We start from the raw sequence: 24,720 nt of genomic DNA on the forward strand, positions 1-24,720 counted from the left end.
TCAGATATTCATGTTCTTCTTTTTTACGTATCATGTTACTTCTGGTTTAGATACTGCATGATCTAACGCCTCATACGCATTCACTATTTGTAAAAGATTATACTTCACATGACCTCATTGGTGAAACCTGTACCTTTTAACAACTTTGTTTGCTTATACTAATCTATCGAGAAATTCTTTTGTTTATTTGATGGTATCCTCCTTCCTTACACTTATAATATAGCACACTTTGTTAGCGGTTGCAAAAAAGAAGCTCACGAGATATGCTTATTTTAGAGAAGCAACAAGCGGTATAGTTGAATAAGGCAATTTAACAATGGTATAGTAAAATAAGTACCTTTTTTGTGTGCTTAAAATAAAGGAGGAATAGGATGGATGATTTTAAGAAAACAGTGAAAGAAGTGGAGAATGAAACAAAAACAACAATTGAACAGGGGTTAACGACCCAAGAAGCAGAAAAAAGAAGTCAAGAACAAGGGAAAAACAAATTTGAGGAAGCGCCTAAAGAGTCATTGGCAAAAAAGTTTTTACGAAGTTTATCTGATTTTACTACGATTATTTTACTTGTAGCAGCAGTCATTTCTTTTTATACTGCCTTTGCCACCGAACATGGGGATTTATTTGAAGGACTGTTGATCATTGCGATCGTAATCATTAATTCAGTATTAGCTATCGTACAAGAAGGAAATGCCGAAAAAGCGTTGGAATCTCTTCAGGATATGAACAAGCAAACTGCCACAGTCATCCGAGATGGCAAAGTTGAAAAAGTGGATGCTGAACACCTAGTTGTGGGAGATATTCTGGTCTTGGAATCTGGCTCAGCCATTGCGGCGGATGCTCGATTAGTTGAAACCTCTCAATTAAGAGTAGAGGAATCGGCACTGACTGGTGAAAGTGAAGCGGTCGAAAAAGATGCAGATTATGTGAGTCAAGAAGATGATGCCTTAGGTGATCAAATCAATATGGTGTTTAAAGGGTGTACAGTCGCAGCTGGTCGTGGGAAAGCGATTGTGACCGCTATCGGGATGAAAACCGAAATGGGTAAGATTGCTGGACTTTTAAATGACGACACTGCTCAAAAAACACCATTACAAATTCGATTGAATCAACTAGGCAAACGCATCAGTTTTATCGCATTAGCTGCTGCAGCGTTAGTGTTTATTATTGGTGAACTCCAAGGAGAACCCTTACTGGAAATGTTTATGACATCCATTTCTTTAGCCGTCGCTGCGGTGCCAGAAACATTGACAGTTATCGTTACATTGACTTTAGCATATGGTGTCCAAAAAATGGCGAAGAAACATGCCATTATTCGTCAGCTCCCCGCAGTTGAGACTTTAGGAACAGCCAATGTGATTTGTTCAGATAAAACGGGAACGCTGACACAAAATAAAATGCGTGTCCGCCGAGTTTGGAGCAAAGAAGATGAAGTGACTGATGTAGAGGACTCAATGACCAACAGTGCGATGGAAATCTTGAAGATGGCTGCTCTTTGTACCGATGTGACGGTCGAAAAAGAAAATGATGAATTGATTGTCAAAGGAAACCCTACAGAAGCCGCGATCGTACGAGCGGTTGAAGAAAATTATCACACAAAAGAGGAATTAGAAGAAAAGTACCCGAGAGTGGCAGAACTACCCTTTGATTCAGACCGTAAGATGATGACAACGGTTCATCAAATGGGTGAAAAATATATTTCAATTACGAAAGGCGCTTTTGACGTCCTAGCTTCGCGTTTTACTTCAGGAGACATTGAACAGGCCACGATCGTCAATGACAGTTTTGGGAAAAAAGCTTTAAGGGTCATTGCGGTAGGTTATGCTACCTATGAAGAAGAACCGCAAGAAATCACTTCAGAAGCATTAGAAAAAGATTTACGTTTGATTGGTTTGATCGGTATGATTGATCCGCCTCGTCCTGAAAGTAAAGGAGCAATCAAACGAGCGAAAAAAGCAGGAATCAAAACAGTGATGATCACAGGAGATCATGTTGTTACGGCTAGTGCCATAGCCAAAGAATTAGGTATTTTAACAAATCCAGCCGAAGCACTGTCGGGCTCAGAACTACAAGCACTATCTGATGATGAATTAGACGAACGTGTCAAAGACCTTTCTGTCTATGCTCGTGTTACGCCGGAAGACAAGATCCGGATCGTTAAATCATGGCAACGAACTGGTGCCGTGGTGGCTATGACTGGAGATGGCGTCAACGATGCACCCGCCTTGAAGGCAAGTGACGTAGGGTGTGCAATGGGAATCACTGGAACTGACGTGGCACAGAGTGCATCAGATATGATCTTGACCGATGACAACTTTGCAACGATCGTCGATGCGGTTAGTCAAGGACGTTCCGTCTATCAAAACATTCGTAAAGCGATCAACTTTTTGTTGAGTTGTAATGTCTCAGAAATTTTTATTGTGTTGATTGCGATGTTAGTGGGCTGGGGAGCACCATTTACAGCAGTTCAATTGTTGTTTGTCAACGTGGTTGCTGATGGGTTGCCTGGATTTGCTTTGGGGCGTGAACCAGCAGAAAAAGGGATCATGGACGAAGCACCGATTCCTAAGAATGAAGGGATTTTTGCTCGAGGATTACTACAAAAAATTGCGATCAATGCGACTATATTTACGATCGTGACTTTGTTTGGTTATTATTTGGGAAGCTATGTCGATACTATTAGCCCTTGGGTCGATGCAGGACAAGAAGTTGGACAGACAGTTGCCTTTTTAGTGTTAGCATACTCGTCAATCCTCCATGTATTCAATGTGCGTAGCAGTCAATCAATTTTCAAAGTGAACTTAGCAACGAATAAATCGTTATTGGAAATGGCGGTACTTTCATTGGTCATCACTACGGTCATTGCACTTTTACCGTTTACCCAAGAACTCTTTGGCTTAGTGCATGTTAGCTTAAACCATTGGTTGTTAGTAGGCTTTTTATCAGTCGTACCTGTGGCTGTGAATGAGTTGATCAAATTTCATCAATTGCCTGAAGCAGAAGAAGAATAAATCAAAAGAGCTTGGGACAAAAACGAACAGCCCAAGCTCTTTCGCATGTAAAAAATGGCTAAAAGACGTTTAAACAGCTGACTTTCAGTAGGGAAAGTTGATGCGAGAGATTTCTCTTTCCTGCTTCTGCGGTTACTCGTCACATTCTACTTGGCGTGTTTTGTTCTTAATTTGTTTTACTTTCTTTTTGCCTTGATTGATCAAAAACAACGTAAGTAATGACATAGAAAGTAAATAGATAAAATTAAAGAACCAATTGTTTAACAGACTTCCTTCCTTTGGTAAATAAAACTCATAAATATAAATATAGAAAATATGAATAAAATAAAGTTCTTGTGAATGAAGAGAAAGATAATTACTGATAGGGGCGAAGAAATTCCCTTCATATTTAGCTAACATATACCATAAGAAACAGCCACAGAAACAGCCATATAAAATAAAAGGCAACTGTGGTGGGTATTTAAAGTAAGTTAATCCATGGAGTCCGTAGAGATAGAAACTAATGCTTAAGTAACATAAGATAACAATTGATAAGTGTAATAGTTTTTTTCGGTCTAATTGAAAAACAAGTAATCCTAGTAAAGCAATCGGACAATAGCCAAAAGCTAAAGGAACGAGTTGAGTATAAAGTATTTGCCATGAGCTTGGAACATAAGGAATCAAATAAACTAAAAAGATTTGGAGGATTAATAATAAAGTGAAAATACCAAGTATTTCCATAAAGTGCTGATATTTTTTGCTCAATTTATACAGGAAGGGCATGAGTAAAGATACAAGAAAAAACGTTCGCATAATCCAAGCATAACCATAACCTGTATCCATGAAAAAAGCGTGCAAAATATAAAAAATATTAAATTGATAAGGAGTATCGGTAATCTGAGCAATGAAAAAAAGTGATGTAAATAATAACGCCAGAAATATATAAGTTGGAACCATTAAACGAGTGAATCTTTTTTTGACATAGGAAATATAGGAGAGATTCTTGCTGCTATAGTAATAAGAAATAGCTAAACAAAAGGCCATTAATGGCACATCAAAACAACGCAAATTGAACAGGATTCCTTGTAATCCTGTATGAGCAAGAATGATACACAAAATTGCTAATGCTCTCAAGTGATCAATTTTTTGATTGCGTGATCGTTTCATAAAATAATCATCCTTAATAAAGTGGCTGGGGCAATAGTGACTCTATAATTTGAGGTTGAGACAAAATTGTTCAGTATCAAGAAATAAGAAAGAATTTCCGAAAATTGACAAGAAATACAAACACTAGTTTTTGATGTTGATTGTTACCTGCTTGGTGCTCCTCAAATTTTCCGAAGATACTAGTTTTATCTCACCGTTTATTCGTATTTAGAAATACTAGAAGAGACTGAGACAAGTTTTGTCCCAGTCTCTTCATGATTGACAAAGAGCCGCAATCTTTGCTCCAGCTTCAGTTAAATAGTTAGTATAGAATTTTTAATAACATTTTTTACTTTCTTAGAACTAATTGTCCGTTACGTACATCGTAATGGTATGTTCCTCTTGTATTGTGTTTCAAGTTCTCATGATTGATGGCTAAACGAGTTGCATTTGCTTCTCGGTGTGTCACAGTAACTGTGTCGCCCTCCTTCAAATTGATCGTATCCGTTTTAGCATCATAATGACGATCTCCAATGTATTCTTTTTGATAGAGCGTTTCATTATTACGTGAAATAGTGATACTTGCATAGCGATCATTGAAGTAACTATGCGGAGTACCAGCTATTGTACGTACGGTTGCTACGCCATTTGCTACGTCAAAGGAAGCAAAATGGAAGTTTCCTAATCCTTTGAAAGTAAACTCTTGCAATTGATCAAAAGCATTATTTAATCGTGTCAATAAGTTATCTTTTTGGCTACTGTTTGGTAAAGCCGTTACTTTTTTCTTGGCTTGATCAATATCTTTTTGCATCAGATTTGTCTTGATTTTCGAATGATCATTGTCTTGGAATAAGTGGTCAACAGCTTCTGTGGCTTCTTTGAGATAGTTATTTAATGAAATAGTTACTGTACCATTGTCTTTCACAAAAAGATATGGTTTTTGGATATAACCAGTGTCTGTTCCCAATTCAAGAGAGTATACACCATTTGGCATGTTGTTGATCGTAACTGGATCGCTACCTAAAGTAATTTCTTTATAAAGTTTGTTTCCATCTAAAATACGCAATTTCATACCTTCGAACAAGTTGCCATCTTTAAACTTCAATGTAACGTTGCTTGTTAGATTCAATGGTTTTAATTCTTCATTTGTAACTAAAGATAAAACGGAACTTAGACGATTATTTTGTGTCAATTGTTGAATCGCTGCATCTAATCGATTATCAGGAACCACTTGTGCCAAATGAGCTACTTGTTGGTAGCCATTATCTGCGGCTGCTTTTTTCGCTTTTTCTGATACTGATAAGCCCCAAGCGTTTAAGACAGCAGAAAAGTCCACTTTCTTCGGTGCACCCATTTCAGTTGTGATCAAATCTGGTAATGGATAGTTATTGGCATTGAATCCTGACTGACTAGCAAATTTTCGGTAGTTTGTATAGAAATTTGTAAAGCCTTCATTTCCTGCTTTATCAACGATGTTTGAAAGAATGACTAATTTTTTACGTAAATCTTGACTATTGAATTTTGGATCAGCACTATTGATTGTATTCTTTAATGCATTTTCAATGGATTGTTTGTGTCCATAATCATAAAGCCAAGAATTTTTATCGGCAGCAGTTTTACCCATGTGTTTGTAATTATAAATTACACCATATAGATTATTCCAAACTTCACCGACATCCATTCCTTTGTTCATAAAGCTTCCTTGATAGCCGTGACCAGTTTCATGAAGCACTCCCCAACCATCGCCTAACCAAGCGTCGCCAGACGTACTAGTTTGTGCTGCCCAAAGGCCACCATAATAAAGAGCACCCGCACCTGAAGCATCTGCTTTATAGAAATATCTACGTTCTGAAGAACGGTTCAATGGATTTGGGTCATTGTCAGATAAACCTAATAATTCATTATAGGATCCGATAATATCATTATCATATTTATCAATTAGACGGTTGAGGTCCACTTTTAAAGCTTGATTGCGATTTTGTTCAGGTAAGAAAGTTTGAAATCTCTTTCCTTTGATCAACCCATAACCTTTTGTTTGATTCCAAGTATCTTTAAATGCTTCGATATCCCCATTTTTACTAAAGACTGGTAATAGGATTTTTTGTCCTTCTACAGTAAATTCTAATTGTGGTTTTTCCCCATTTTCTTGATTATATGGCGTATAAACAAATGGTACTGCTAAAGCTTTAGCAGTTAGTGTGACATTGTTTGTTGTGAAATCAATAGCAGATTCAGTACTTGAATTATTGGTTAATAAACGCAACGTCATTTTTGAAGTGAATTTTGGATTCGTTTGTCTAATGGTAATTTTTGCACCTTTTGTTAATTGGATACCTAAATCTTGACGATCATGATCTTTCCCCATTAAAATTCCTGCAGCAGCAGTATTTCCTGGATATGCTGTGGTGAACATCGTTTTTTTATAGGTTTTTAATGCAAGATAAGCTTGGTCATATTTTTTTTGTAAAGCTGTTCGTTCAGCTAATCCGTTAGGTAAAGCATTGATTTTTTCTAAAGCTGTGTTTAATTGTTCTTGTGTATTTTCAGCTTTAGGTGTTTCGCCATCGAATAAATCATTGACGGCTTTCGTCGCTTCTGCCAGTTGCGAAGTGAGGTTTTCTAATTTGCCATTTTTAACAAGATAGGTGTAATTGCCGGCAGTATTACCCTTTAAAGAAGGATCTGTAGCAACAAAACGAGTATCATTCGCTTCACGATGTGTGATCGTTACGATATCCCCATTTTGTAAAGGAATATCTTTTTGTTCGGCTGTCAATTTTTGGTTGCCGACAAAGTTTTTTTGATAAACCACTTGTGTCCCACGTTTAATTTGTAAACTTGCGTAAGTATCTCCATAGAAGCCCCAATGTGGTTGGACAGCGAGGGTTTGTAAGTGGAGGTTACTTCTAGCAACACTGATTTGAGCAAAGGTTGTATTATCATAACCTTTTAAGGTAAATCCTTGTGTTTCAGCTTGAACACTGATGGCATTGTAGGCCTTTTCCAGCTTATTCCATAACTGATCGCGTTGAGTTAGATAATCCGGTAGTGCATTAAGTTTAGCTGCTGCTGCATCTGCTTGCTCTTGGGTAATGCCCAGTTTAGGTGTGTCGCCATTGAACAACTCGTTGACAGCTTTCGTTGCTTCTGCCAGTTGCAAAGTGATGTTTTCTAATTTGCCATTTTTAACAAAATAGGTGTAATTGCCGGCAGTATTGCCCTTTAAAGAAGGATCTGTAGCAACAAAACGAGTATCATTCGCTTCACGATGAGTGATCGTTACGATATCTCCATCCTGCAAAGGAATATCTTTTTGTTCAGCTGTCAATTTTTGATTGCCGACAAAGTCCTTTTGATAAACCACTTGTGTTCTACGTTTAACTTGTAAACTTGCGTAAATATCACTATAAAATCTTGAGTGTGGTTCAACGGCCATTGTTTGTAAGTGAAGAGTACTATTCACTACACTAATTTGAGCAAATGTTCGATCATAGTAACCTTTTAGGGTGAAACCTTGTGTCTCAGCATGGACACTGATAGCATTGTAAGCTTTTTCTAGCTTATTCCATAATTGACCAAGTTGGGGCAGATAATTTGGTAGTGCGTTAAGTTTAGCCGCTGCTGCATCTGCTTGTTCTTGGGTGATGCCCAGTTTAGGTGTGTCGCCATTGAATAAATCATTGACTGCTTTTGTCGCTTCTGCTAGTTGTAAAGTAATATTGCTTAATTTGCCATTTTTAACGACATAAGTGTAATCGCCAGAAGTATTACCTTTTAATGATGGGTCATTGACAGCAAAACGAGTATCATTCGCTTCACGATGAGTGATTGTTACGATATCTCCATCCTGCAAAGGAATATCTTTTTGTTCAGCTGTCAATTTTTGGTTGCCGACAAAGCTTTTTTTGTAGACGTCTTGTGTTCCACGCTTAATTTGTAAACTTGCGTAAGTATCTCCATAGAAGCCCCAATGTGGTTGAACAGCGAAGGTTTGCAAGTGAAGGTTACTGTTAGCAACACTGATTTGAGCAAAAGTTGTATTATCGTAGCCTTTTAATGTAAAACTTTGCGTTGAGGCTTTAGGAATAACTTGAGTATTAGTTGATGAGAGATTTTCTTGGGTAGCTAGTACTTGGGCACTTGGTAAAAGTAAATTTGAAAATAGCATGATACCAGTAGCTGAAGTAATAATTATTTTCTTTTTCATTGTATTTCATCCTTTCTCCTATCCAAATAAAGATTTCTGTTTAGGACCTAAGCATATTATTAGTGGCTCAGATATTTTTTTTTTATATTTCAAAAAAGATAGAAGAAATTTATTTTGCTAGAAATGGGTTAAGACATTGATATAACAATATTTGATGTGGATAACTTTAGGAGAGCAATCATTTTTTATTGGAAAAAGGATAGACGTTTATTCGATTGGAGATTTTTATTTTTTAACATAAGTATTCTTGAAATTGAAAAAACGTGAAAAAATTTTTTTTGGAGGTCGCCTATAATTTGTCTATCAATAAAAATTTATTGACAATTTAATAGGAGGTTTTAATGTAAAATGGGAAAGAAAAATCTATCAAAAAGCAAAAAACTTAGAAAACAACTACTTGCTGCGTCAGCTGCAGGCTTAGTGCTTGTTTCAAGTGCAGCTAGTGCAGGAACCTCATTGGTTTATGCAGCAGAAAAAAATCAAACAGCAACTACTGCTGAAAAAAATACAAAAAATTCGGAGGCTATTTCAAACGAGAACACGTTGACTCAAAAACAAAATCTAACAGCTACAGAAAGAAAAACAGTGAATCCTTCCAATTTTGATTGGAATATTGGAGAAGTATTACCATCAACACCGACGAATAATTATTCTGGGACACTACCAAATACTGTGCGAGGAGCTACTTTTCAAATTACTTTTTCAATCTTCAAACAACCTAGTTCCACATTAACAGCGAATGACATAAAGGTTAATGTTCAAGGGAAAAATGTGAAGTTTTCTACTTCGCAATATTCAAATACAATAAATGTTCAAGTGACATTCCAAGCTGAAGGAACATCAACTAATTTTTCTATTAATGTGGCTACTGGTAAGGGAGATATTGCTCGTTGGAATACAAGTAACTATCGTAAATTCACCGATGTCCCACAAAGTGCAATCACAAGTAGAAACAGAATCAGTACATTGCTTGACTCAATTTATTCAACGAGTGGTATCTTAGCTCCAGGTGTTACTCAAAGTAGAATTGATAATGTTCGTCAAGAAATGAATAATTATATTCCAAGAGATATTAGTAGTAGCTATATCTCAGCATACTGGGCTAATTTCCTTACACCGTTTCTAGATAAAGCATCCGCTGAAGTAGATCAAATAAATAAAGCTACGGTAGCAGTGAATAACTTATTCAATGATAATCAAGTACCTAAACCTAATAATACAAGTGAACAGGTTAACGCTGCCAAAGCATTAGTAAATGCTCTGCCATATAGTCAAGCAAAAGAAGACTTGCTTGCAAAGGTTGCAAAAGCTCAGAATGCTTTAGACGAAATACAAGTAAATGCAGCCACAGAAGCAGTAAATGCGTTATTCAATGGAGATACACCAAAACCAGAAAATACACAAGAACAAATTGATGCAGCTAAAGCTAAAGTGGATGCATTAGCAAATAGTGATGCAAAAACAGCTTTATTAGCAAAAATTACGACAGCTCAAAATGCTTTAAATGCAGAAGTAGAAAAAGAAAATGCAGCCACAGAAGCAGTAAATGCGTTATTTAATGGTGATACACCAAAACCAGAAAATACACAAGAACAAATTAACGCAGCCAAAGCAAAAGTAGATGCATTAACAAATGAGACAGTAAAAACAGCTTTACTAGCAAAAATCACTGCTGCCCAACAAGCATTGGATGAAGCAACTGAAGAAGCTGCGAAAGTACAAGCAGCCACAGAAGCAGTAAATGCGTTATTCAATGGAGATACACCAAAACCGGAAAATACGCAAGAGCAAATCAATGCAGCCAAAGCAAAAGTGGATGCTTTAAAAGCAAGCGAAACAAAAACAGAATTATTAGCCAAAATCCAAAAAGCACAAGAAGCACTTGAAGAAAAATCGAAACAAACATTAACACTTAATCCATATACATTAGGAGATCAATATGTAACGGGTACAATTACTGGGAACATCAAAAAATTCCAATTGATTGTCAATGGACAAACCTATGAACCTGGTTTTAAATTAAAAAATGGAAAACTTGAAGTATATGTAGGAAATCGTGTCCCAGAAGGAACAACTGAGTTTACATTAAAAGCATTTAACCCAGCAGGCACACAAGTTGCTTCTCAAACAGTACAAGTTCAAGCACCATCATTGTCTGTCGATAAATTTGTTTTAGGTAGTGAATACATGACAGGCTCTTACCAAGGCAACAGCATTAATAAATTCCGACTAACTGTTGATGGTAAAGTATATGAACCAGGCTTTAAATTAGAAAATGGTAAATTTGAAGTTTATATCGGAAGTAAAATTACTGGAAGTTCAAAAGTTATTAAGCTTGAAGCATTAGATAAAGCCGGTAAAACAATTGTCGAACAAAATGTAACAGTAGAAGCACCGCAATTGACAATTAATGAGTACATTCGTGGTAATGAATACTTAACAGGTACTGTTGCAGGGGAAGGCGTTAAAAAATTCAAATTGATTATTAATGGACAAGAAAGCTTCCCAGGATTCAAATTAACTGACGGTAAATTTGAGATTTACGTTGGTAATAAAGTACCAGCAAATGTTAATTCTATTAAAGTAGTGGGAATAGATAAAACAGGTCAAGAAATTGTTTCTCAAGATGTGAATGTACAAAATCCTGAGTTACAACCAAATGAATACCTAGCTGGCAATGAGTATGTAACAGGGACGTTCACAGGTCAAGCAATTAAAAAATTCAAATTAGTAGTTAATGGACAAGAAAATTACCCAGGATTTAAAATCACTGAAGGTAATAAATTTGAAGTATATATTGGTAACAAAGTACCAGTAGGAACAACGACATTTACGCTGATTGGATTAGATAAATCAGGACAACAATTGACTTCAAAAGAAATCACTGTGCAATCCCCAACTTTAAGTATCAATGAATATGTCCGTGGCGATGAATATATGAGAGGTACATTCAACGGTGACGGCATTAAGAAATTCAAATTAGTAGTAGATGGACAAGAAAGCAATCCTGGTTTTAAAATCACTGGTGAAAACCAATTTGAAGTTTATATTGGTAATAAAATCACGGCTGATTCAAAATCTATAAAATTAGAAGGTCTAGATAAATCTGGAAATGTCTTAGTAAGTCAAGAAGTTTCAGTTTCCCAACCAGAATTAGTTCCAAATGAATATACACGTAATTCAGAGTATCTAACAGGGACTTACAAAGGAGATATCCGTTCTATCAAATTAACTGTTGATAATAAGGAATACAAACCAGGCTTTAAATTAAAAGAAGGCAACCAATTTGAAGTTTATATTGGTAATAAGATTCCAGCTTCAGCAAATAGTTTTACAATTGAAAGTCTAAGTTTCGATGGAAAACAACTTGTTTCTGTAAATGTACCTGTTAAATAAAAGGTATGAAAGACGCTCAAAGCATAGAGAACGCTTTGAGCGTTTTTTTGTTAAAGTTCGTCTTTTTGATATAAAAGTAAAAAATTCCAACTGACTTTGATTTTTTTTCAATTATTGAGGCTGTTCTAAAAAAAAGGAAGAAATAGTTAAAATTAATACTTTGTGCAACTAAATAGAGTCATTGACCGAAGGAAGCTAAAGAAATGTATTATTTCTATCCTATCTTTCAACTAGATTCATTTAAGTTTTTAGTATGAATATAGCAGTATGTTTAAAAATGAAAAAGAATGGATAGTTAATTTTATTGATAAAAAAATAGGCTGAGGTGAAATAGATAAAAAAATGTTATCTGTATGTTTTGCTAAAATATAAATTAAGAAAAGAGGAAAGCGGCTCTCTTTTTCTGCTAGTTCATTGCAAAAAGTATTCTTTAAGGTCTTTGAACGAATGTTTTTCATTTTTAGTAACTTAGAAGAAATTTTTACCAAAATAATTGTAAAATGAGCAGAAGTAAATTTTTATAATGATAACAGTAAGTAATTTTAGGAAGTTAGGAGAAATGATCATGAAATTAGAACGTGGAATCACTGTTTCGGCCTGTGCTGTTTCTGGGGAATTAGCTACAGGGAAGATTAGTAATATTTTAACGAATGTCGTTATTGTAGAAGCAGGTGTCAAACACTATGTTGTTACTAAGAAAGTGCTGAAGGAACAAGGATATATCATCGAAGAGCCAGAAGAAGAATTAGCAAAAGATTATAAAGATTATATAGTAGCGATTTGAAGAGAAATAATCTTTGTCCCATCCTTGCTCTTAGTTTGTTCAAACTAGTTTACTGAGTGGAAAAAAGAAATATTGCTTATTCGAACAAACAGAGTGAAATCATTGGTACTGAACTAGCTTTTTTATTAGTGATAGAAAAGAAAAAAGAATTAGCAAGCAAATTGGATCTTGCTTGCTAATTCTTTTCAGTATCAAGTGAAGATCAATCAAAGTTCATGATACGTGTCGCAATCTTATTGATATCCTTAGAGATGGAATTCAATGAGATTGGGAAAATATTCTCGGTGTTAAAGGTTTCCTTATTCAAAAGCGTTCGCTCACAAATAATTAGATGACCGGTTTTTTTGATATATTTAGGCACATCGTCCATGGAATAATAAAGGGTAGTGTCAATCAATAAATCACTTGTAGACATTTTCTTTTCTAATGAATTCCGAAATACGATATGCGAAGTTTCACTTTCTGCTACGATGACCACACCTATTTTTGATTGGTTCCCATGGGTCAAGATGAAAAAGGTCAACTGACAAAATTCTTGCAGATGAAAATAAGGAATATGATGAATAGGAGTATCAAGTTCTTCAATCCATTTATTTAAAATAAACTTGACTTTATTTAATAAATCTAGTTGCTCTGCACTTAAGAAAATATGTTTGGTAACTAAGAAATTACCAACGTTCAAAGCACACGTGTATAGCAGGTTAAAGAGGGGGACTTCAAACAAAATATTGCCAAATAAATTCACACCAAATTCTTTTTCAAACATTTCGATCAATAAATCGATTTCTTTAAACTTGGTGATCAAGCGATTTCTTACATAATGATAATCGATCTCGATCATGAAATAATTTGGTGAATTGTAAGGAAGTGTACGGTAAATAAGGGCTAGATAGGCTATCTCTTCATCTGTTAAAGGTTCCTCGATTTGTATGAAAATCTCTCTAAACATATTGAAAATGATACCATCTTTAAAAATGTTCATAGTGTCGTTTGGAAAGACAATTGGATTGCTTTTTCGCCGTTCCAATGAAAGATAGATGGCGGATTTGAAGAAAGTATATTGAGTTTTATTTAAACGATTAGACAGGATATGAAGTAGTTTGTCTGCATATTTTTCAGCTTTTTCCATTGTTATGGGATCAATTTGTGTATCTAAATAGTCACACCGCATCCAAACTGAAAGGATCAAAAAGCGATACTGTAACTCATGCGATTCTTCGGGTTCCTTCGTAAGTGGGGTGAGTGCTTCTGCAAAATAGTTCTCTACATCTTTTTTTATTTTGAATACTTTTGTCACAGATAAAAACTCTTCATCCACAAGTGCTAAATAATCATTTTCTCCCATGATATATCGGGAACAAACTCTTAAAAAATTAGAATCTTGGTAAATTTGTTTGATGAGATCATAGCGCCTAATAGATGGTTTGAAAAATATCAGTAGATGACTACTAGTCATTTTATAATAGTCGATATCATCTTCGAGTCGAATGACTAATTTTTGGAAATCCGCTTTGATTGTGTTGAATGTCACACCCAATCTTTCTGCAGTTTCGCTTACGTTCAGTTCTTTTAATTCAAATAAAAATTCAACTAACTTTACTTTTCTAATAATGTCTTTTTCTATATAATCTTCAATCATTTTAAATTCTCCTAAACAGATTTGATTCTCTTCCATTTGAAGTTTCCTTCGCTTGGTAAATATCACTTTATAACGCAAAATATCCATTTTTTGTTCGTTAAATTTTGGGGGAACCAATATAAATAAAGGTAACTATAGTTATTCTATAAGCAATTTTAAAAGGGATTTTTTTTATTATTAATTTTTTTGTGGGGTTCTATAAAAAAATTAGGAAAGTATTATGAACGAAAATACTATACTAATATAGCAACTAAATTTTTTTGTACTAATTTAGGAAGAATGAGATAAATGATTTTAAGGAGAGATGAACAAATGAAAAAAATAATTTTAGCAAGTATGGTTGTTTTCGCATTGGCAGGCTGCTCGGCAGGTAAATCAACTAAAACTACTAATACAACTAGCACTGATAGTACAGCTTCTTCCAGTCAACCAACGCAGACAAGTAGTGAAATGACATGGGCCGATAAGCAAGATATAGAAGTAAAGCAATTAACAAAAATTGCTGAAAAAACGATTACCCAAAATAATAAATTGGACCCAAAAAAATTGAAGTTTATTAAAGAAACATTATCAACAGCTGATTTAAAGACAGTTAAAGGAAAAGGCCAAGAATATAAAAATGTCAAAGAAATTTATGGGAAATATAGTTATGAAGGTAAAGAGACTGATTTTGATCTAGTGATTTCATTTGAAAAACCAGATTCATTCAAGCAATATACAGTCATCAAATATGTAACGGATAATGAAAAAACTAATTTCAGTAAGATTGATTAAGTCAATAGTTGACTGTAGTATCCCTTAGATAATTGATAGCAACTAAGAAAGATAAAAAAAGTATTATTTTCTTTCAAAGTGAACATCGTCAATTAACGAGCAAAAATAGTTTATAAATAATTTTATTTAGGAGAATCAGAGATAAGGATGGAGCAAACAGTAAACATAGAGAAATTTTGGCGTATCATAAAAAAAAGAAAATTTGCGATTGTGATTTCTGCTTTATTAGGTTTAATTATGTCCATGCTTTTGATTGCATTTGTCTTAGTCCCAAAGTATGAATCACAAGCCCAATTAATCGTTACTTTACCTAAAAACGAAACGGCAGACATTAATGATGTCAACAGCAACTTGCAAATGATTACCACCTATAAAGACATTATTACTGGAGACTTGATAATGGATGAGGTGTCTCAAGACTTAGCGAAAAATTTTGGTGTCCATTTAACAATTGAACAATTACGAAACCTTATAAGTATCAAACAAAAGGAAAATTCTCAAATGTTTTCGATTGTCGCAACGGATCCTGATCCAAAACTTGCCCAATACATTGCTAACGTTACAGCCGAAAAATTTCAGAAGAATGCAAAAAAATTACTCAATGTAGATCGCATTTCGATTATTTCAAAAGCTACGCTTAGTGCAACACCAACAGAGCCACATAAAAAAATAGTTTTGGCCAAAGGATTGCTCATTGGTTTATTTATTGGTTTGATGATCATTATGATATTAGAATTCATGGATCGAACAATCAGTGATAGTGAGACGATTCAAAATGAATTTAATATGGTGGTACTGGGAAGTATCCCTTATATGGATGACAATGAGAAAAAAAATCGAAAAAAGAAGTAAGGGTGTAATCAATGAGAAAGACAAGAAGAGGAAGAAATGCCACAGTCAGAAAAAATTTAATTACAATCATGGATAAAACTTCACCGATTACAGAACGCTATCGAACGATTCGGACCAATATCCAATATAGTTTTCCTTATGGTAAAAAAGTGCAAACATTAGTGGTTACTTCGCCAGGTGTAGGTGAAGGTAAATCAACTACAGCAGCTAATTTAGCAGTGGTTTACGCAAATCTAGGGCAAAAAGTATTGATCATAGATGCAGATATGCGGAAGCCAACCCTAGACAAAATTTTTTCTTTAGAGAAACATGTAGGTCTTAGCACATTATTAGGTACAAACATCAAGGCTAAAGAGTGTATACAAGAAAGCTTTGAAAAAAATCTTTCTGTTATGACAAGTGGACCGAAACCTCCTAATCCGGCTGAATTGTTAGGTTCTTCTCGCTTAGAAGAAGTGATTGAGGAGTTGGAAGCAACCTATGACATGATCATATTCGATACCCCTCCCTTGACTGCCGTGACAGATGCACAAATATTGTCTTCAAAAGTGGATGGAACGATTATGGTAGTCAGTGAAAAGTTAACAAAAAAAGCGAATTTTCGAATAGCTAAACATCTACTGGAATTAGTAAATGCCAATATTTTAGGAGTAGTTTACAATGCTTCTAAAGAGGATGAAAATCAAGGCTATTACTACTATGGATCGTGACCTGCTATCATGTTCCAAATGAAACTCTTTGCTAAAGAGAAAAGCATCAAAGTACACGAATGACAAAACAAAAGAACTTTTTCAAAGAAGACCCTAAGTTTTGAAAAAAATCATTTGTCGTAAGAGGCTGACACTGAGGTCTCTCATTTATTTCCTTTTATAATTATGAAAGAGTTTGAGACAAAAATTTTTTGTCTCAAACTCTTTTTATGTATACAAATCATTTTTTATTTTTTTAAGTAATTTGTTTGAAGGCTAAAAAAACAAAAAAAATCAAGTGAGGGTTCTCAGTAGAATAAAAGACATAGTTAATCCTAAATTTACAGGATTTATTAATGAAAGGCGGAGAGATCATGAAAAATTTTAAAGGGATATTGTTGACATTGGTGTCAGTTATCTGTTTATTGTTGCCGACAGCAGTTCATGCTGAAACACAAGGGGCAATCACCAACGCAGAAAGAGATATTTTAAATGAGCTTTATACCGGTGTAACGGTGAAAGGGAAAAAATATGATTTTGATATTACAGATATCACAAAAGCAGAAAATTATCTGAAGGTCCATCAGGTGTCAGATGAAAATGCGTTAAAGGTAGCAAATTACTTAAGAGAAGCACGTCAATTGATCTTAGATAATTCACAAAATGTCGATGTTCGTTCGATCCATTCACTAAAAAATCTGATCAAAGCTTTACCACGTCCAGTGATTGAGCAATTAAAAACGATTGTCTTAAAAATTGGAGAAATTTTAAATCTGAGAGTGACTTTTTATCGAGATGGCGTTTCGGTTGTCGATCCTTCAGGTACTCCTATTTATTCTACAGAAGATGAAATCAAACAAACCGGTGCAGATTATACCACGAGCTATGTGGCTTTAGGTGCTGTATTGATGTTGGCTGGAGGCGCATATTGGGTGGCACGTAGAAGTGAGTAAGAGAGGAATCAAGGGAGGTCTAAATCGAATAGTTAACGGATGTCTGTTGGCGTTTCTTTTTTTGGTCATCAATTATTCTTTGATTTATGTGATTGGCAAACCAGTCATTCACTTTGTTACCTCCTCTATCCAGACATTGTTACTTGCAGAGGCACCCACATTTAAAGAGAACAATCATAAAGAAGCTATCAAACAACTTTCTACGAATGGAGAAAGCGAGATTTCTTCTAGTAAAATTCAATTTCCTCATTATGGTCAATTGTATGGAGAGATATCTGTCCCTTCGATCCAATTAAAAACACCATTATATTTTGGCGATTCAGCAACTATTTTAAGAAAAGGCGCGGGACAATATATGGGTTCCACTTTTCCAGGAGAAATAGGAACTACATTGATTGCTGGGCATAATAGTGATTCATTTGGCAAGTTAATTAACATCAAAGCGCAAGAGATTATAACAATCCAAACGAATTACGGTAGCTATCAATATGAGGTAGAAGAAGTAAGAGTAGCCAATAAACATGATGCTCAGATAAAGCAGGAGATTCGTCAAAGAAATAATGCCAAATTAATACTATATACCTGTTATCCGATCGACAGCATTGGCTTAACGGATCAACGATTATTTGTAACTGCAAAATTACATGCAGGACCGATGATCAATGAAAATAAATAAACAAAGGATAGTCGGCATGAAGAAAGGTTTAAGAAAGAAAACAGCACGCTTATTTTTGACCTATATTTGCTCGGTTGCATGTCTTTGCTTTTTGTCTTTGCTTTGTATCAGAGTAACCTTAGCAAATCCTAATTTCATGAGCAAGCAAATGGAAAATTCTCGATATACAAAATTAGTTCAACAAGAAATTAACGAGAAAATTCAAGATATTGGAAGAGGTAGCAATGTCCCGGCGAATCAGTTAAAAGAGATTGTCTCGTTATCATTTGTCCAAACTAATGTCAAAAAGTATGTAACTAGCCTTTATATGAGGAAAACATACGATTTATCTGGAGAAGAAGAAATCAAAGAGAAAATCCAACAACATTTAAATCACTATATTCAAACAAAAAACATACAAGTAACGAAAGACAAAGAACAAGTAATCAATAGGCTAGTGGATTCTTCGATCGAAGCAACCGAAAAATCGTTAGAAATTCCATTTTTAGCTAACTATGTGAATAAAGTGAAGCAATTTAAGCCGTTGCTGAATCAATTGATTATTGGAAATGGTGTGATCTTGGTTTGCCTACTTCTGCTATTGCTCCATACCATTCATTGGTCACATCAAAAATTCCGATTTGTCGCCTTGATGTTTTTAGGCGCTGGCGGAACACTCCTATTATTACCCACATGGATCTATTTTAGTGGTGTGATTGATCGGATCGGTATTTTAACGGAAAGTGTTTATTACTTTGTACGGGGGTACTTATTGTCTTTCGTCCAAACATTTATATATGCAGGGGTACTTGCTGTGGTTATGGCTATTGGAATGTATGTAATCAGTGAGATAAAAAGAAAGGTCGTTATCAATAAAGGTGGGGCTCAAAAATGATCGATTTACATTGTCATATTTTACCAGGAGTTGACGATGGGCCGAAAACCATCGATGAAAGTCTCAAAATGGCGTTGAAAGCCAGAGAACAAGGAATCACACATTTGATGTGTACCCCCCATCATAAGAATGGGCGATTTTTGAATCCCGCTACGAATGTAGCCAATGAAGTAGCAAAATTACAAACTGAATTTGATCGTAACAATATTGAGCTGAAATTGCTCGTAGGTCAAGAAAATCGTATTACTGGTACGTTGATAGAAGATTTAGAAAAAAGAGAAATTATTGGTTTTGGGCAGCAAAAACAGTTTCTACTAATAGAGTTCCCGACGAATGACGTTCCCCTTTATGCAACAAAGCTCTTTTTTGAATTAATTGCTAAAGGCTATATACCAATCATCGTCCACCCAGAAAGAAATAGGATATTCATTAATGATCCGAATAAACTGTTGCCTTTCTTAGATATGGGGGCGCTAGCTCAAGGAACGGCACCAAGTATCGTCGGTTTGTTTGGACGAAAAATCCAAAAGACTGCCAAAACAATGATTCAATTAAATATGGTTCAAATGATTGCTTCCGATGCCCATAGTTTAGAAAAAAGGAATTTTTATTTAAAAGAAGCATATCACATCATTCAAAAAGATTATGGTAATGAAAAAGTTAAATCATTAAAGAAAATGCCGATGGATATCCTATACGAAAACAAAATTGAGCCGTTTACTTATCAAAGAGTGAAACATCGTCGATTTAGTTTCTTTCGTTGATTTGATCCATTCGATAAAGAAAGGTGGCAATGGGATGAGTGAAAATATCGAGGTTACGAAAAAATTTCAAGAGGGCTTTGGCTCGAGAGTCCAATTTTATCGTGTGAAGCTGAAACGCAAAAAATTATATGAACTTTCTAAAAGAATCATTGATATTATTTTTAGCTTTATTGGCCTTGTGGTTTTATCACCTCTCTTACTTTGGATTGCTCTTAGGATATATCTGGAAGAGCCGGGAAAACCAATCATTTTTTCCCAATACCGAGTAGGCAAAAATAAGCAGTTATTCAAAATGTATAAATTTCGTTCGATGTGTGTCGATGCAGAAAAAAAGCTCCCAACGCTACTGAGCAAGAATGAAGTAGAAGGGGCGATGTTCAAGATGAAAGATGACCCACGTGTAACAAAATTTGGACGATTCATTCGTAAAACAAGCTTAGATGAATTACCACAACTATGGAATGTTTTGAAAGGTGAAATGAGTTTAGTTGGTCCTCGTCCATCTTTACAAAGAGAGGTTTCGCAATATACGAAATATGATGAGCAAAGACTATTGGTCAAACCAGGTTGTACCGGTTTATGGCAAATTAACGGGCGTAGCAATATCGGTTTTTCTGAAATGGTGATGCTAGATTTAGAATATATCGAAAAGCGAAGTATTTATATTGATTTCAAAATCATCTATCGTACATTTTTTGTTATTTTGCGTCCTGAAGGAGCGTGTTGATAGGGAAATGAAAAAAAAAGTTTTGCTCTTGAGTGAATCAATGGAAGGCGGCTTAAGAAAACATATCGTTCAATTGATTGAACAATTAGACCAAGAAGAATTTGATCTTTACTTTATTCATGGAACAAAAAAAATGGATCACTGTTTTTCTGATCAATATATGCAGTTAAAAGATCGAGCTACCTTTATTCCCTGTCCTACCTTTACTAGAAATGTCGATGTGAAAAATGATTATGTTACTTACCGCTTCTTGAAACAACAAATGAAAGAAATTCAACCGGATATTGTGCATTGTCATAGTTCGAAAGCCGGTGCGCTAGGGCGAATAGCTGCTAAAAGAAATCGTATTGAGCAAGTTTTTTATACACCACATGCGTATTCTTTCTTATCTTCGGAATTTAAGCAATCTAAGAAGACACTATTTATTTGGATAGAGAAGATGCTAAGTAGGTATGCAACGAAGAAGACGTTTAATGTATCTGAAGAAGAACGAATGGCAGGTATAAAATTACACCTTGATAACCCATCCAAATTTATAGTCATCCGCAATGGATTGCCTGCAATCGACTTTCCTTCTAAAAAAACGATCAAAGAATCTCTAGGGTTGAAGGAATCGAATATTGTTATTGGTAACAACGCACGTCTTTCTTTTCAAAAAGACCCTTTTTTATTTATGGAAGTAGCAAAAGAAGTCATTCAACAAGACCCTAATTATCATTTTGTCTGGGCAGGGGATGGACCACTATTCAAAGAAGTCAAAGCATTTTTAATCAAGCACGATTTGACGGGAAATGTCCATTTATTAGGAGAAAGAACGGATAGTGAACGAATCGTTGCAGGGTATGATCATTATTTGATCACTTCGAGATATGAAGGGTTGCCTTATTCTTTGATCGAAGCGATTCGCGCTGGTGTTCCGATTATTGGCAAAAAGGTGACAGGAGTAGAAGAAATTATTGAACAAACAGGTGGTTGCTTATTAAATACAGATAGTCCTCACTCATTTGCACGAGCAATCCTAAATGCAGAACATAGCTGTGACAAACAACAAATAATAGCGATCTATCAAAAAAATTATTCATTAAATCAAATGATTCGAGAGATTACAAAACAGTACAACGGAGAAAATTGAGAGAAGGCATAGTATGGACAAACGCTTAAAGGATAAAAAAATATTGTTTATTGCATGGAAATTTTACGATTATCCACAGCTGATCATCGAAGAATTAGAAAGAAAAGGCGCAAAAGTGACGTATTATAATGCGATCCCTTCGGACTCACACCTCAAAATGAAACTTTCTACAAAGTTCAATACCTTAAGAGAGAGTTATCTGAAGCAAATTTTATTAGCGATAGGACAAGAAAATTATGATTACTTTTTCGTTATCAATCCAGTACTGTTTCCTGAAAAGTTCATCAAAGAGGTGACCGATATTGTTGGACCGATCCCTAAATTAGCCTATTTGTGGGATTCAATTGCTACATTTTCACAAGTGACTAGATACTTTGATTATTTTAATTATTTATATAGTTTTGATGCGAAAGACTGCAAGAAATACGCAGAATTAAATTTTTTGCCATTATTCTACATAAATTCCGATGAGAAAAACAAAAAAGAGCCAACCTATCTTTTTTCTTTTGTGGGATTCGGTCATAGCATGCGTTACTCATTTATCAATCAAGTAAAAGAACTTTGTGAGAAAAAACAATATAGCTACTATTTCAAACTATATCTTCCTTCTATCTGGCATTTTTATTATTACAAATATGGAACTAAGACACTCGCAACAGCCAAAAAAGAAGAATTCATCTATCAACCACTTCCGCAAACAATCGTTAATGAAGTGGTTAAAGAGAGCAAAATTATTTTGGATCTAGAGCTAGCAAATCAATCAGGTCTCACGATGCGTACGATTGAGACACATGGAATGAGAAGAAAACTGATTACAACAAATCCAGAAGTGAAAAATTATGATTTTTACCATCCTGATAACATTTGCGTAGTTGACCGAAAAAAGCCAGTTATTCCACAACGTTTTATTGAGACAGACTACCATTTACTAAATGATCAACTTTACAAAAACTATCAATTATCCACTTGGCTCGATCGGATCTTCAGTGGAAAGGAGTAAGAAAATTGAAGAGAATTAGCGTGATTGTTCCAATCTATAACGGAAGCTTGTATTTAGAAAATACACTCCAAGCGTTATTGAATCAGCCCTACAAAAACATCGAGTTGATTTTGATTGATGATGGTTCACAAGATGATAGTTATCAAATTTGCCAAAAATTTGCACAACAAGATGAACGTATATTATTGATTCATCAAACAAACGCGGGGATCTGTGCAGCCCGTAATACAGGTTTAGCTTATGCGACAGGCGAATTTGTTAGTTTTATCGATCAAGACGATGCAATTGATCCCAATATCTATGTCTATTTGTCTAACAAAATCGGAGATGCAGATATGATCGTAGGCGGCAAATCGATGCAGTTGATTGATAAGAAACAACTGCTTTTGTCTGAAATAGATTACTCCTATGAAGAAAAGCAATTAAAGGATCAAAAAGAGATTGCTTATGCTTTGTTTAATTTAGATCATCGAATGACGTTTCTCCATTTATGGAATTGTTTGTACCGAAAAAAAATAATAGATGAGTATGATTTGAAATTCGATGAAAGATTTCGTTATGGGCAAGAAGATACTTTATTCAATTTTAACTATGTTTCTAAATGTCAAACGATTCAGCTGGTCCCCGAAGTAGTTTATCAATATAGTCAACGTGAATTGACGAGTACTTCTTTAAAAAATAATCCCTCAGCTGTGAAAGATTTTCAAATATTTATAGAAACAATTGGAGAAATTGAATGGAATGAACGCGTTTATCCCTACTATCAAAAATATCGCTATACTTATTTTTTACGACATGGGTTGAATATCTATACCCAATTCGGCATGAATACAGCGAATCAAAAAAAGATGCTACAAGATATCCAACAACTATTGTCCAAAGAGAAAATACAGAAACCTTTAATCATAGAATCATCACGGTATTATAGAAACTATTTATGTCTGGTGAGTCGTTTAATGGAAAAACGGAGATATCGAACCTTGAATCAGTTGATTTATGGAACCAGTTTTATAAAAAAAATGTTGAATAGGGTGTCTGCTGGATGATCATCGTTGCTTATTTTGCTGTACTGATACTTAATTTTATTGAAGTTTTCAGAAATAAACGCAATAAATATTTACTCTTATTAAGTGTTTTGATCCTCGGATTGATTTTTGCAGGTGGTACTGAAAATACAGACATGGTCTACTATAAAGCAACTTATTTTGATGATGCACGTATCAAATATAAAGCGACAGAATTCGGCTTTTACTATTTTGCACAGTTTTGCCGACAATTAAATTTAGGACTCTTTGGTATGCGTGGGTTGGTCTTTTTATTTGCAACCCTATTAATCGGTGCGACAGTTAAAAAATATTGCGTAAATACTCATCTATTTATAATTATTTATACGTTATTTTTATTTTTTATTGATGCTATTCAACTAAGGAATTTAGTGGCGATATCTCTTGTAATTTATTCATTTCCATATTTAGTAGAAAATAAAAAAATAAAATATTTTTTTGGCATAATTAGCGCTAGCTTATTTCATACGATCAGTTTATTTTATCTACCGTTTTTATTTTTATCTTCAAAAAACAAAAAGTTTTTTATTCAACTAATGGTTGGTGGTGCAATTTTTCTGGAGTTGATCTATGTAATCTATAGTGGAACTCCTCCCTATTTGAATTATTTAATCGAAGAGTTCTCAACAAATTCCGGAAGAATCCAACAATATACTGAAAAAATAACAAATGGTTCGATACAAGTTATTTTTCTTTTCTTGCTGAATGTGGGGTTAGCATACTGGGCACATTTAGGATTTCCTAAAAGTACAATCAGTCAAAAAAATAAACTATTCTCACAATATGTGTTTTATGCTTCGGTGATTTTATTGATGTTTATTCCTTTGCTTTGGTATTCTGTGGAATTTTACCGTTTAGCCAGAGGTATATTGCCTTTGATTTATATTTCTGTGATCAATGCTAGTTATAAATACAAAAAAGTCACCTATTATCAACTCGTTTTGTGGGGGATGTTAGTTATTCACCTTCTGGCTTGGTTTTATGTTTCTTATTTTTCGATCTCTATACCTGAAAGGATTTTTAATCCGCTATTTTATCAGAATGAATGGTTATAAG

18 protein-coding genes are annotated in these 24,720 nt (G+C 34.7%); 15 read left to right on the forward strand and 3 right to left on the reverse strand.

The window, feature by feature from the left end:
• The first annotated feature begins 371 nt into the window (after positions 1 to 371).
• Positions 372 to 3,008 (forward strand): cation-translocating P-type ATPase, encoded by a 2,637-nt coding sequence (locus IGJ32_RS01045; RefSeq protein ID WP_342081909.1) that lies wholly within the window; start codon positions 372 to 374, stop codon positions 3,006 to 3,008.
• A gap of 132 nt (positions 3,009 to 3,140) precedes the next feature.
• Here the strand turns inward: IGJ32_RS01045 and IGJ32_RS01050 are convergent, their stop codons facing one another.
• Together IGJ32_RS01050 and IGJ32_RS01055 are read right to left on the reverse strand one after the other, a co-directional pair.
• Positions 3,141 to 4,154, reverse strand: coding sequence for an acyltransferase family protein (locus IGJ32_RS01050; RefSeq protein ID WP_342081910.1), 1,014 nt, complete (start codon positions 4,152 to 4,154; stop codon positions 3,141 to 3,143).
• A gap of 328 nt (positions 4,155 to 4,482) precedes the next feature.
• The gene (locus IGJ32_RS01055; protein ID WP_342081911.1) at positions 4,483 to 8,340 is read right to left on the reverse strand and encodes a putative mucin/carbohydrate-binding domain-containing protein; all 3,858 of its coding nucleotides are present in this window, start codon (positions 8,338 to 8,340) and stop codon (positions 4,483 to 4,485) included.
• A 348-nt stretch (positions 8,341 to 8,688) separates the two neighbouring features.
• On the opposite strand from IGJ32_RS01055, the gene IGJ32_RS01060 reads away from it, so the two are divergent.
• Positions 8,689 to 11,736, forward strand: coding sequence for an immunoglobulin-like domain-containing protein (locus tag IGJ32_RS01060; RefSeq protein ID WP_373169087.1), 3,048 nt, complete (start codon positions 8,689 to 8,691; stop codon positions 11,734 to 11,736).
• Between the two features lie 565 nt (positions 11,737 to 12,301).
• Positions 12,302 to 12,520: a hypothetical protein gene (locus IGJ32_RS01065; RefSeq protein WP_010720317.1), complete on the forward strand. Its 219-nt coding sequence runs from the start codon at positions 12,302 to 12,304 to the stop codon at positions 12,518 to 12,520.
• 202 nt (positions 12,521 to 12,722) lie between these two features.
• Here IGJ32_RS01065 and IGJ32_RS01070 read toward each other — a convergent pair whose 3' ends face one another.
• Positions 12,723 to 14,195, reverse strand: coding sequence for a helix-turn-helix domain-containing protein (locus IGJ32_RS01070; RefSeq protein ID WP_430610624.1), 1,473 nt, complete (start codon positions 14,193 to 14,195; stop codon positions 12,723 to 12,725).
• A 276-nt stretch (positions 14,196 to 14,471) separates the two neighbouring features.
• Between IGJ32_RS01070 and IGJ32_RS01075 the strand changes: the two genes are divergently transcribed.
• The 12 genes from IGJ32_RS01075 (at position 14,472) to IGJ32_RS01130 (ending at position 24,719) form a co-directional block, all read left to right on the forward strand.
• Entirely contained in the window at positions 14,472 to 14,933 is a 462-nt protein-coding gene (locus tag IGJ32_RS01075; RefSeq protein WP_342081913.1) for a hypothetical protein, read from the forward strand.
• 147 nt (positions 14,934 to 15,080) lie between these two features.
• Entirely contained in the window at positions 15,081 to 15,785 is a 705-nt protein-coding gene (locus tag IGJ32_RS01080) for a YveK family protein (RefSeq protein WP_010720314.1), read from the forward strand.
• Between the two features lie 11 nt (positions 15,786 to 15,796).
• Positions 15,797 to 16,495, forward strand: coding sequence for a CpsD/CapB family tyrosine-protein kinase (locus IGJ32_RS01085; protein ID WP_010720313.1), 699 nt, complete (start codon positions 15,797 to 15,799; stop codon positions 16,493 to 16,495).
• Positions 16,496 to 16,848: 353 nt separating this feature from the next.
• Positions 16,849 to 17,427 (forward strand): LPXTG cell wall anchor domain-containing protein, encoded by a 579-nt coding sequence (locus IGJ32_RS01090; RefSeq protein WP_342081914.1) that lies wholly within the window; start codon positions 16,849 to 16,851, stop codon positions 17,425 to 17,427.
• Entirely contained in the window at positions 17,420 to 18,103 is a 684-nt protein-coding gene (locus tag IGJ32_RS01095; protein WP_010720311.1) for a class D sortase, read from the forward strand. The genes IGJ32_RS01090 and IGJ32_RS01095 overlap by 8 nt, the downstream gene beginning before the upstream one ends.
• Before the next feature lie 148 nt (positions 18,104 to 18,251).
• Positions 18,252 to 18,977 carry a hypothetical protein gene (locus IGJ32_RS01100; protein ID WP_342081915.1) on the forward strand — a complete coding sequence of 242 codons (726 nt, stop codon included), beginning with the start codon at positions 18,252 to 18,254 and terminating at the stop codon, positions 18,975 to 18,977.
• Positions 18,974 to 19,741 (forward strand): tyrosine-protein phosphatase, encoded by a 768-nt coding sequence (locus tag IGJ32_RS01105; protein WP_010720309.1) that lies wholly within the window; start codon positions 18,974 to 18,976, stop codon positions 19,739 to 19,741. The genes IGJ32_RS01100 and IGJ32_RS01105 overlap by 4 nt, the downstream gene beginning before the upstream one ends.
• A gap of 34 nt (positions 19,742 to 19,775) precedes the next feature.
• Positions 19,776 to 20,468, forward strand: coding sequence for a sugar transferase (locus IGJ32_RS01110; RefSeq protein ID WP_096709714.1), 693 nt, complete (start codon positions 19,776 to 19,778; stop codon positions 20,466 to 20,468).
• 7 nt (positions 20,469 to 20,475) lie between these two features.
• Complete coding sequence (locus IGJ32_RS01115; RefSeq protein ID WP_010720307.1) at positions 20,476 to 21,600, forward strand: glycosyltransferase; 1,125 nt, start codon at positions 20,476 to 20,478, stop codon at positions 21,598 to 21,600.
• Positions 21,601 to 21,613: 13 nt separating this feature from the next.
• Complete coding sequence (locus tag IGJ32_RS01120; RefSeq protein ID WP_010720306.1) at positions 21,614 to 22,600, forward strand: hypothetical protein; 987 nt, start codon at positions 21,614 to 21,616, stop codon at positions 22,598 to 22,600.
• Between the two features lie 5 nt (positions 22,601 to 22,605).
• On the forward strand, positions 22,606 to 23,646 hold the full coding sequence (locus IGJ32_RS01125; RefSeq protein ID WP_010720305.1) for a glycosyltransferase family 2 protein: 1,041 nt from the start codon (positions 22,606 to 22,608) through the stop codon (positions 23,644 to 23,646).
• Positions 23,643 to 24,719, forward strand: a complete 1,077-nt coding sequence (locus IGJ32_RS01130; RefSeq protein ID WP_010720304.1) for an EpsG family protein — start codon at positions 23,643 to 23,645, stop codon at positions 24,717 to 24,719. The genes IGJ32_RS01125 and IGJ32_RS01130 overlap by 4 nt, the downstream gene beginning before the upstream one ends.
• Position 24,720: the final 1 nt, after the last annotated feature.

Origin of the sequence: Enterococcus sp. DIV1639a (genome assembly GCF_050530445.1) — a bacterium.
In the GTDB taxonomy this organism is placed as follows: domain Bacteria; phylum Bacillota; class Bacilli; order Lactobacillales; family Enterococcaceae; genus Enterococcus_B; species Enterococcus_B hirae.

Bases quoted from the DNA above. Each gene is read 5' to 3' on its own strand.
- IGJ32_RS01120 (WP_010720306.1), top strand. From the start codon at position 21,614: ATGGACAAACGCTTAAAGGATAAAAAAATATTGTTTATTGCATGGAAA.
- IGJ32_RS01075 (WP_342081913.1), top strand. From the start codon at position 14,472: ATGAAAAAAATAATTTTAGCAAGTATGGTTGTTTTCGCATTGGCAGGC.
- IGJ32_RS01055 (WP_342081911.1), bottom strand. From the start codon at position 8,340: ATGAAAAAGAAAATAATTATTACTTCAGCTACTGGTATCATGCTATTT.
- IGJ32_RS01110 (WP_096709714.1), top strand. From the start codon at position 19,776: ATGAGTGAAAATATCGAGGTTACGAAAAAATTTCAAGAGGGCTTTGGC.
- IGJ32_RS01080 (WP_010720314.1), top strand. From the start codon at position 15,081: ATGGAGCAAACAGTAAACATAGAGAAATTTTGGCGTATCATAAAAAAA.
- IGJ32_RS01070 (WP_430610624.1), bottom strand. From the start codon at position 14,195: ATGGAAGAGAATCAAATCTGTTTAGGAGAATTTAAAATGATTGAAGAT.
- IGJ32_RS01060 (WP_373169087.1), top strand. From the start codon at position 8,689: ATGGGAAAGAAAAATCTATCAAAAAGCAAAAAACTTAGAAAACAACTA.
- IGJ32_RS01045 (WP_342081909.1), top strand. From the start codon at position 372: ATGGATGATTTTAAGAAAACAGTGAAAGAAGTGGAGAATGAAACAAAA.
- IGJ32_RS01130 (WP_010720304.1), top strand. From the start codon at position 23,643: ATGATCATCGTTGCTTATTTTGCTGTACTGATACTTAATTTTATTGAA.
- IGJ32_RS01115 (WP_010720307.1), top strand. From the start codon at position 20,476: ATGAAAAAAAAAGTTTTGCTCTTGAGTGAATCAATGGAAGGCGGCTTA.
- IGJ32_RS01065 (WP_010720317.1), top strand. From the start codon at position 12,302: ATGAAATTAGAACGTGGAATCACTGTTTCGGCCTGTGCTGTTTCTGGG.
- IGJ32_RS01090 (WP_342081914.1), top strand. From the start codon at position 16,849: ATGAAAAATTTTAAAGGGATATTGTTGACATTGGTGTCAGTTATCTGT.
- IGJ32_RS01050 (WP_342081910.1), bottom strand. From the start codon at position 4,154: ATGAAACGATCACGCAATCAAAAAATTGATCACTTGAGAGCATTAGCA.
- IGJ32_RS01085 (WP_010720313.1), top strand. From the start codon at position 15,797: ATGAGAAAGACAAGAAGAGGAAGAAATGCCACAGTCAGAAAAAATTTA.
- IGJ32_RS01100 (WP_342081915.1), top strand. From the start codon at position 18,252: ATGGAAAATTCTCGATATACAAAATTAGTTCAACAAGAAATTAACGAG.
- IGJ32_RS01105 (WP_010720309.1), top strand. From the start codon at position 18,974: ATGATCGATTTACATTGTCATATTTTACCAGGAGTTGACGATGGGCCG.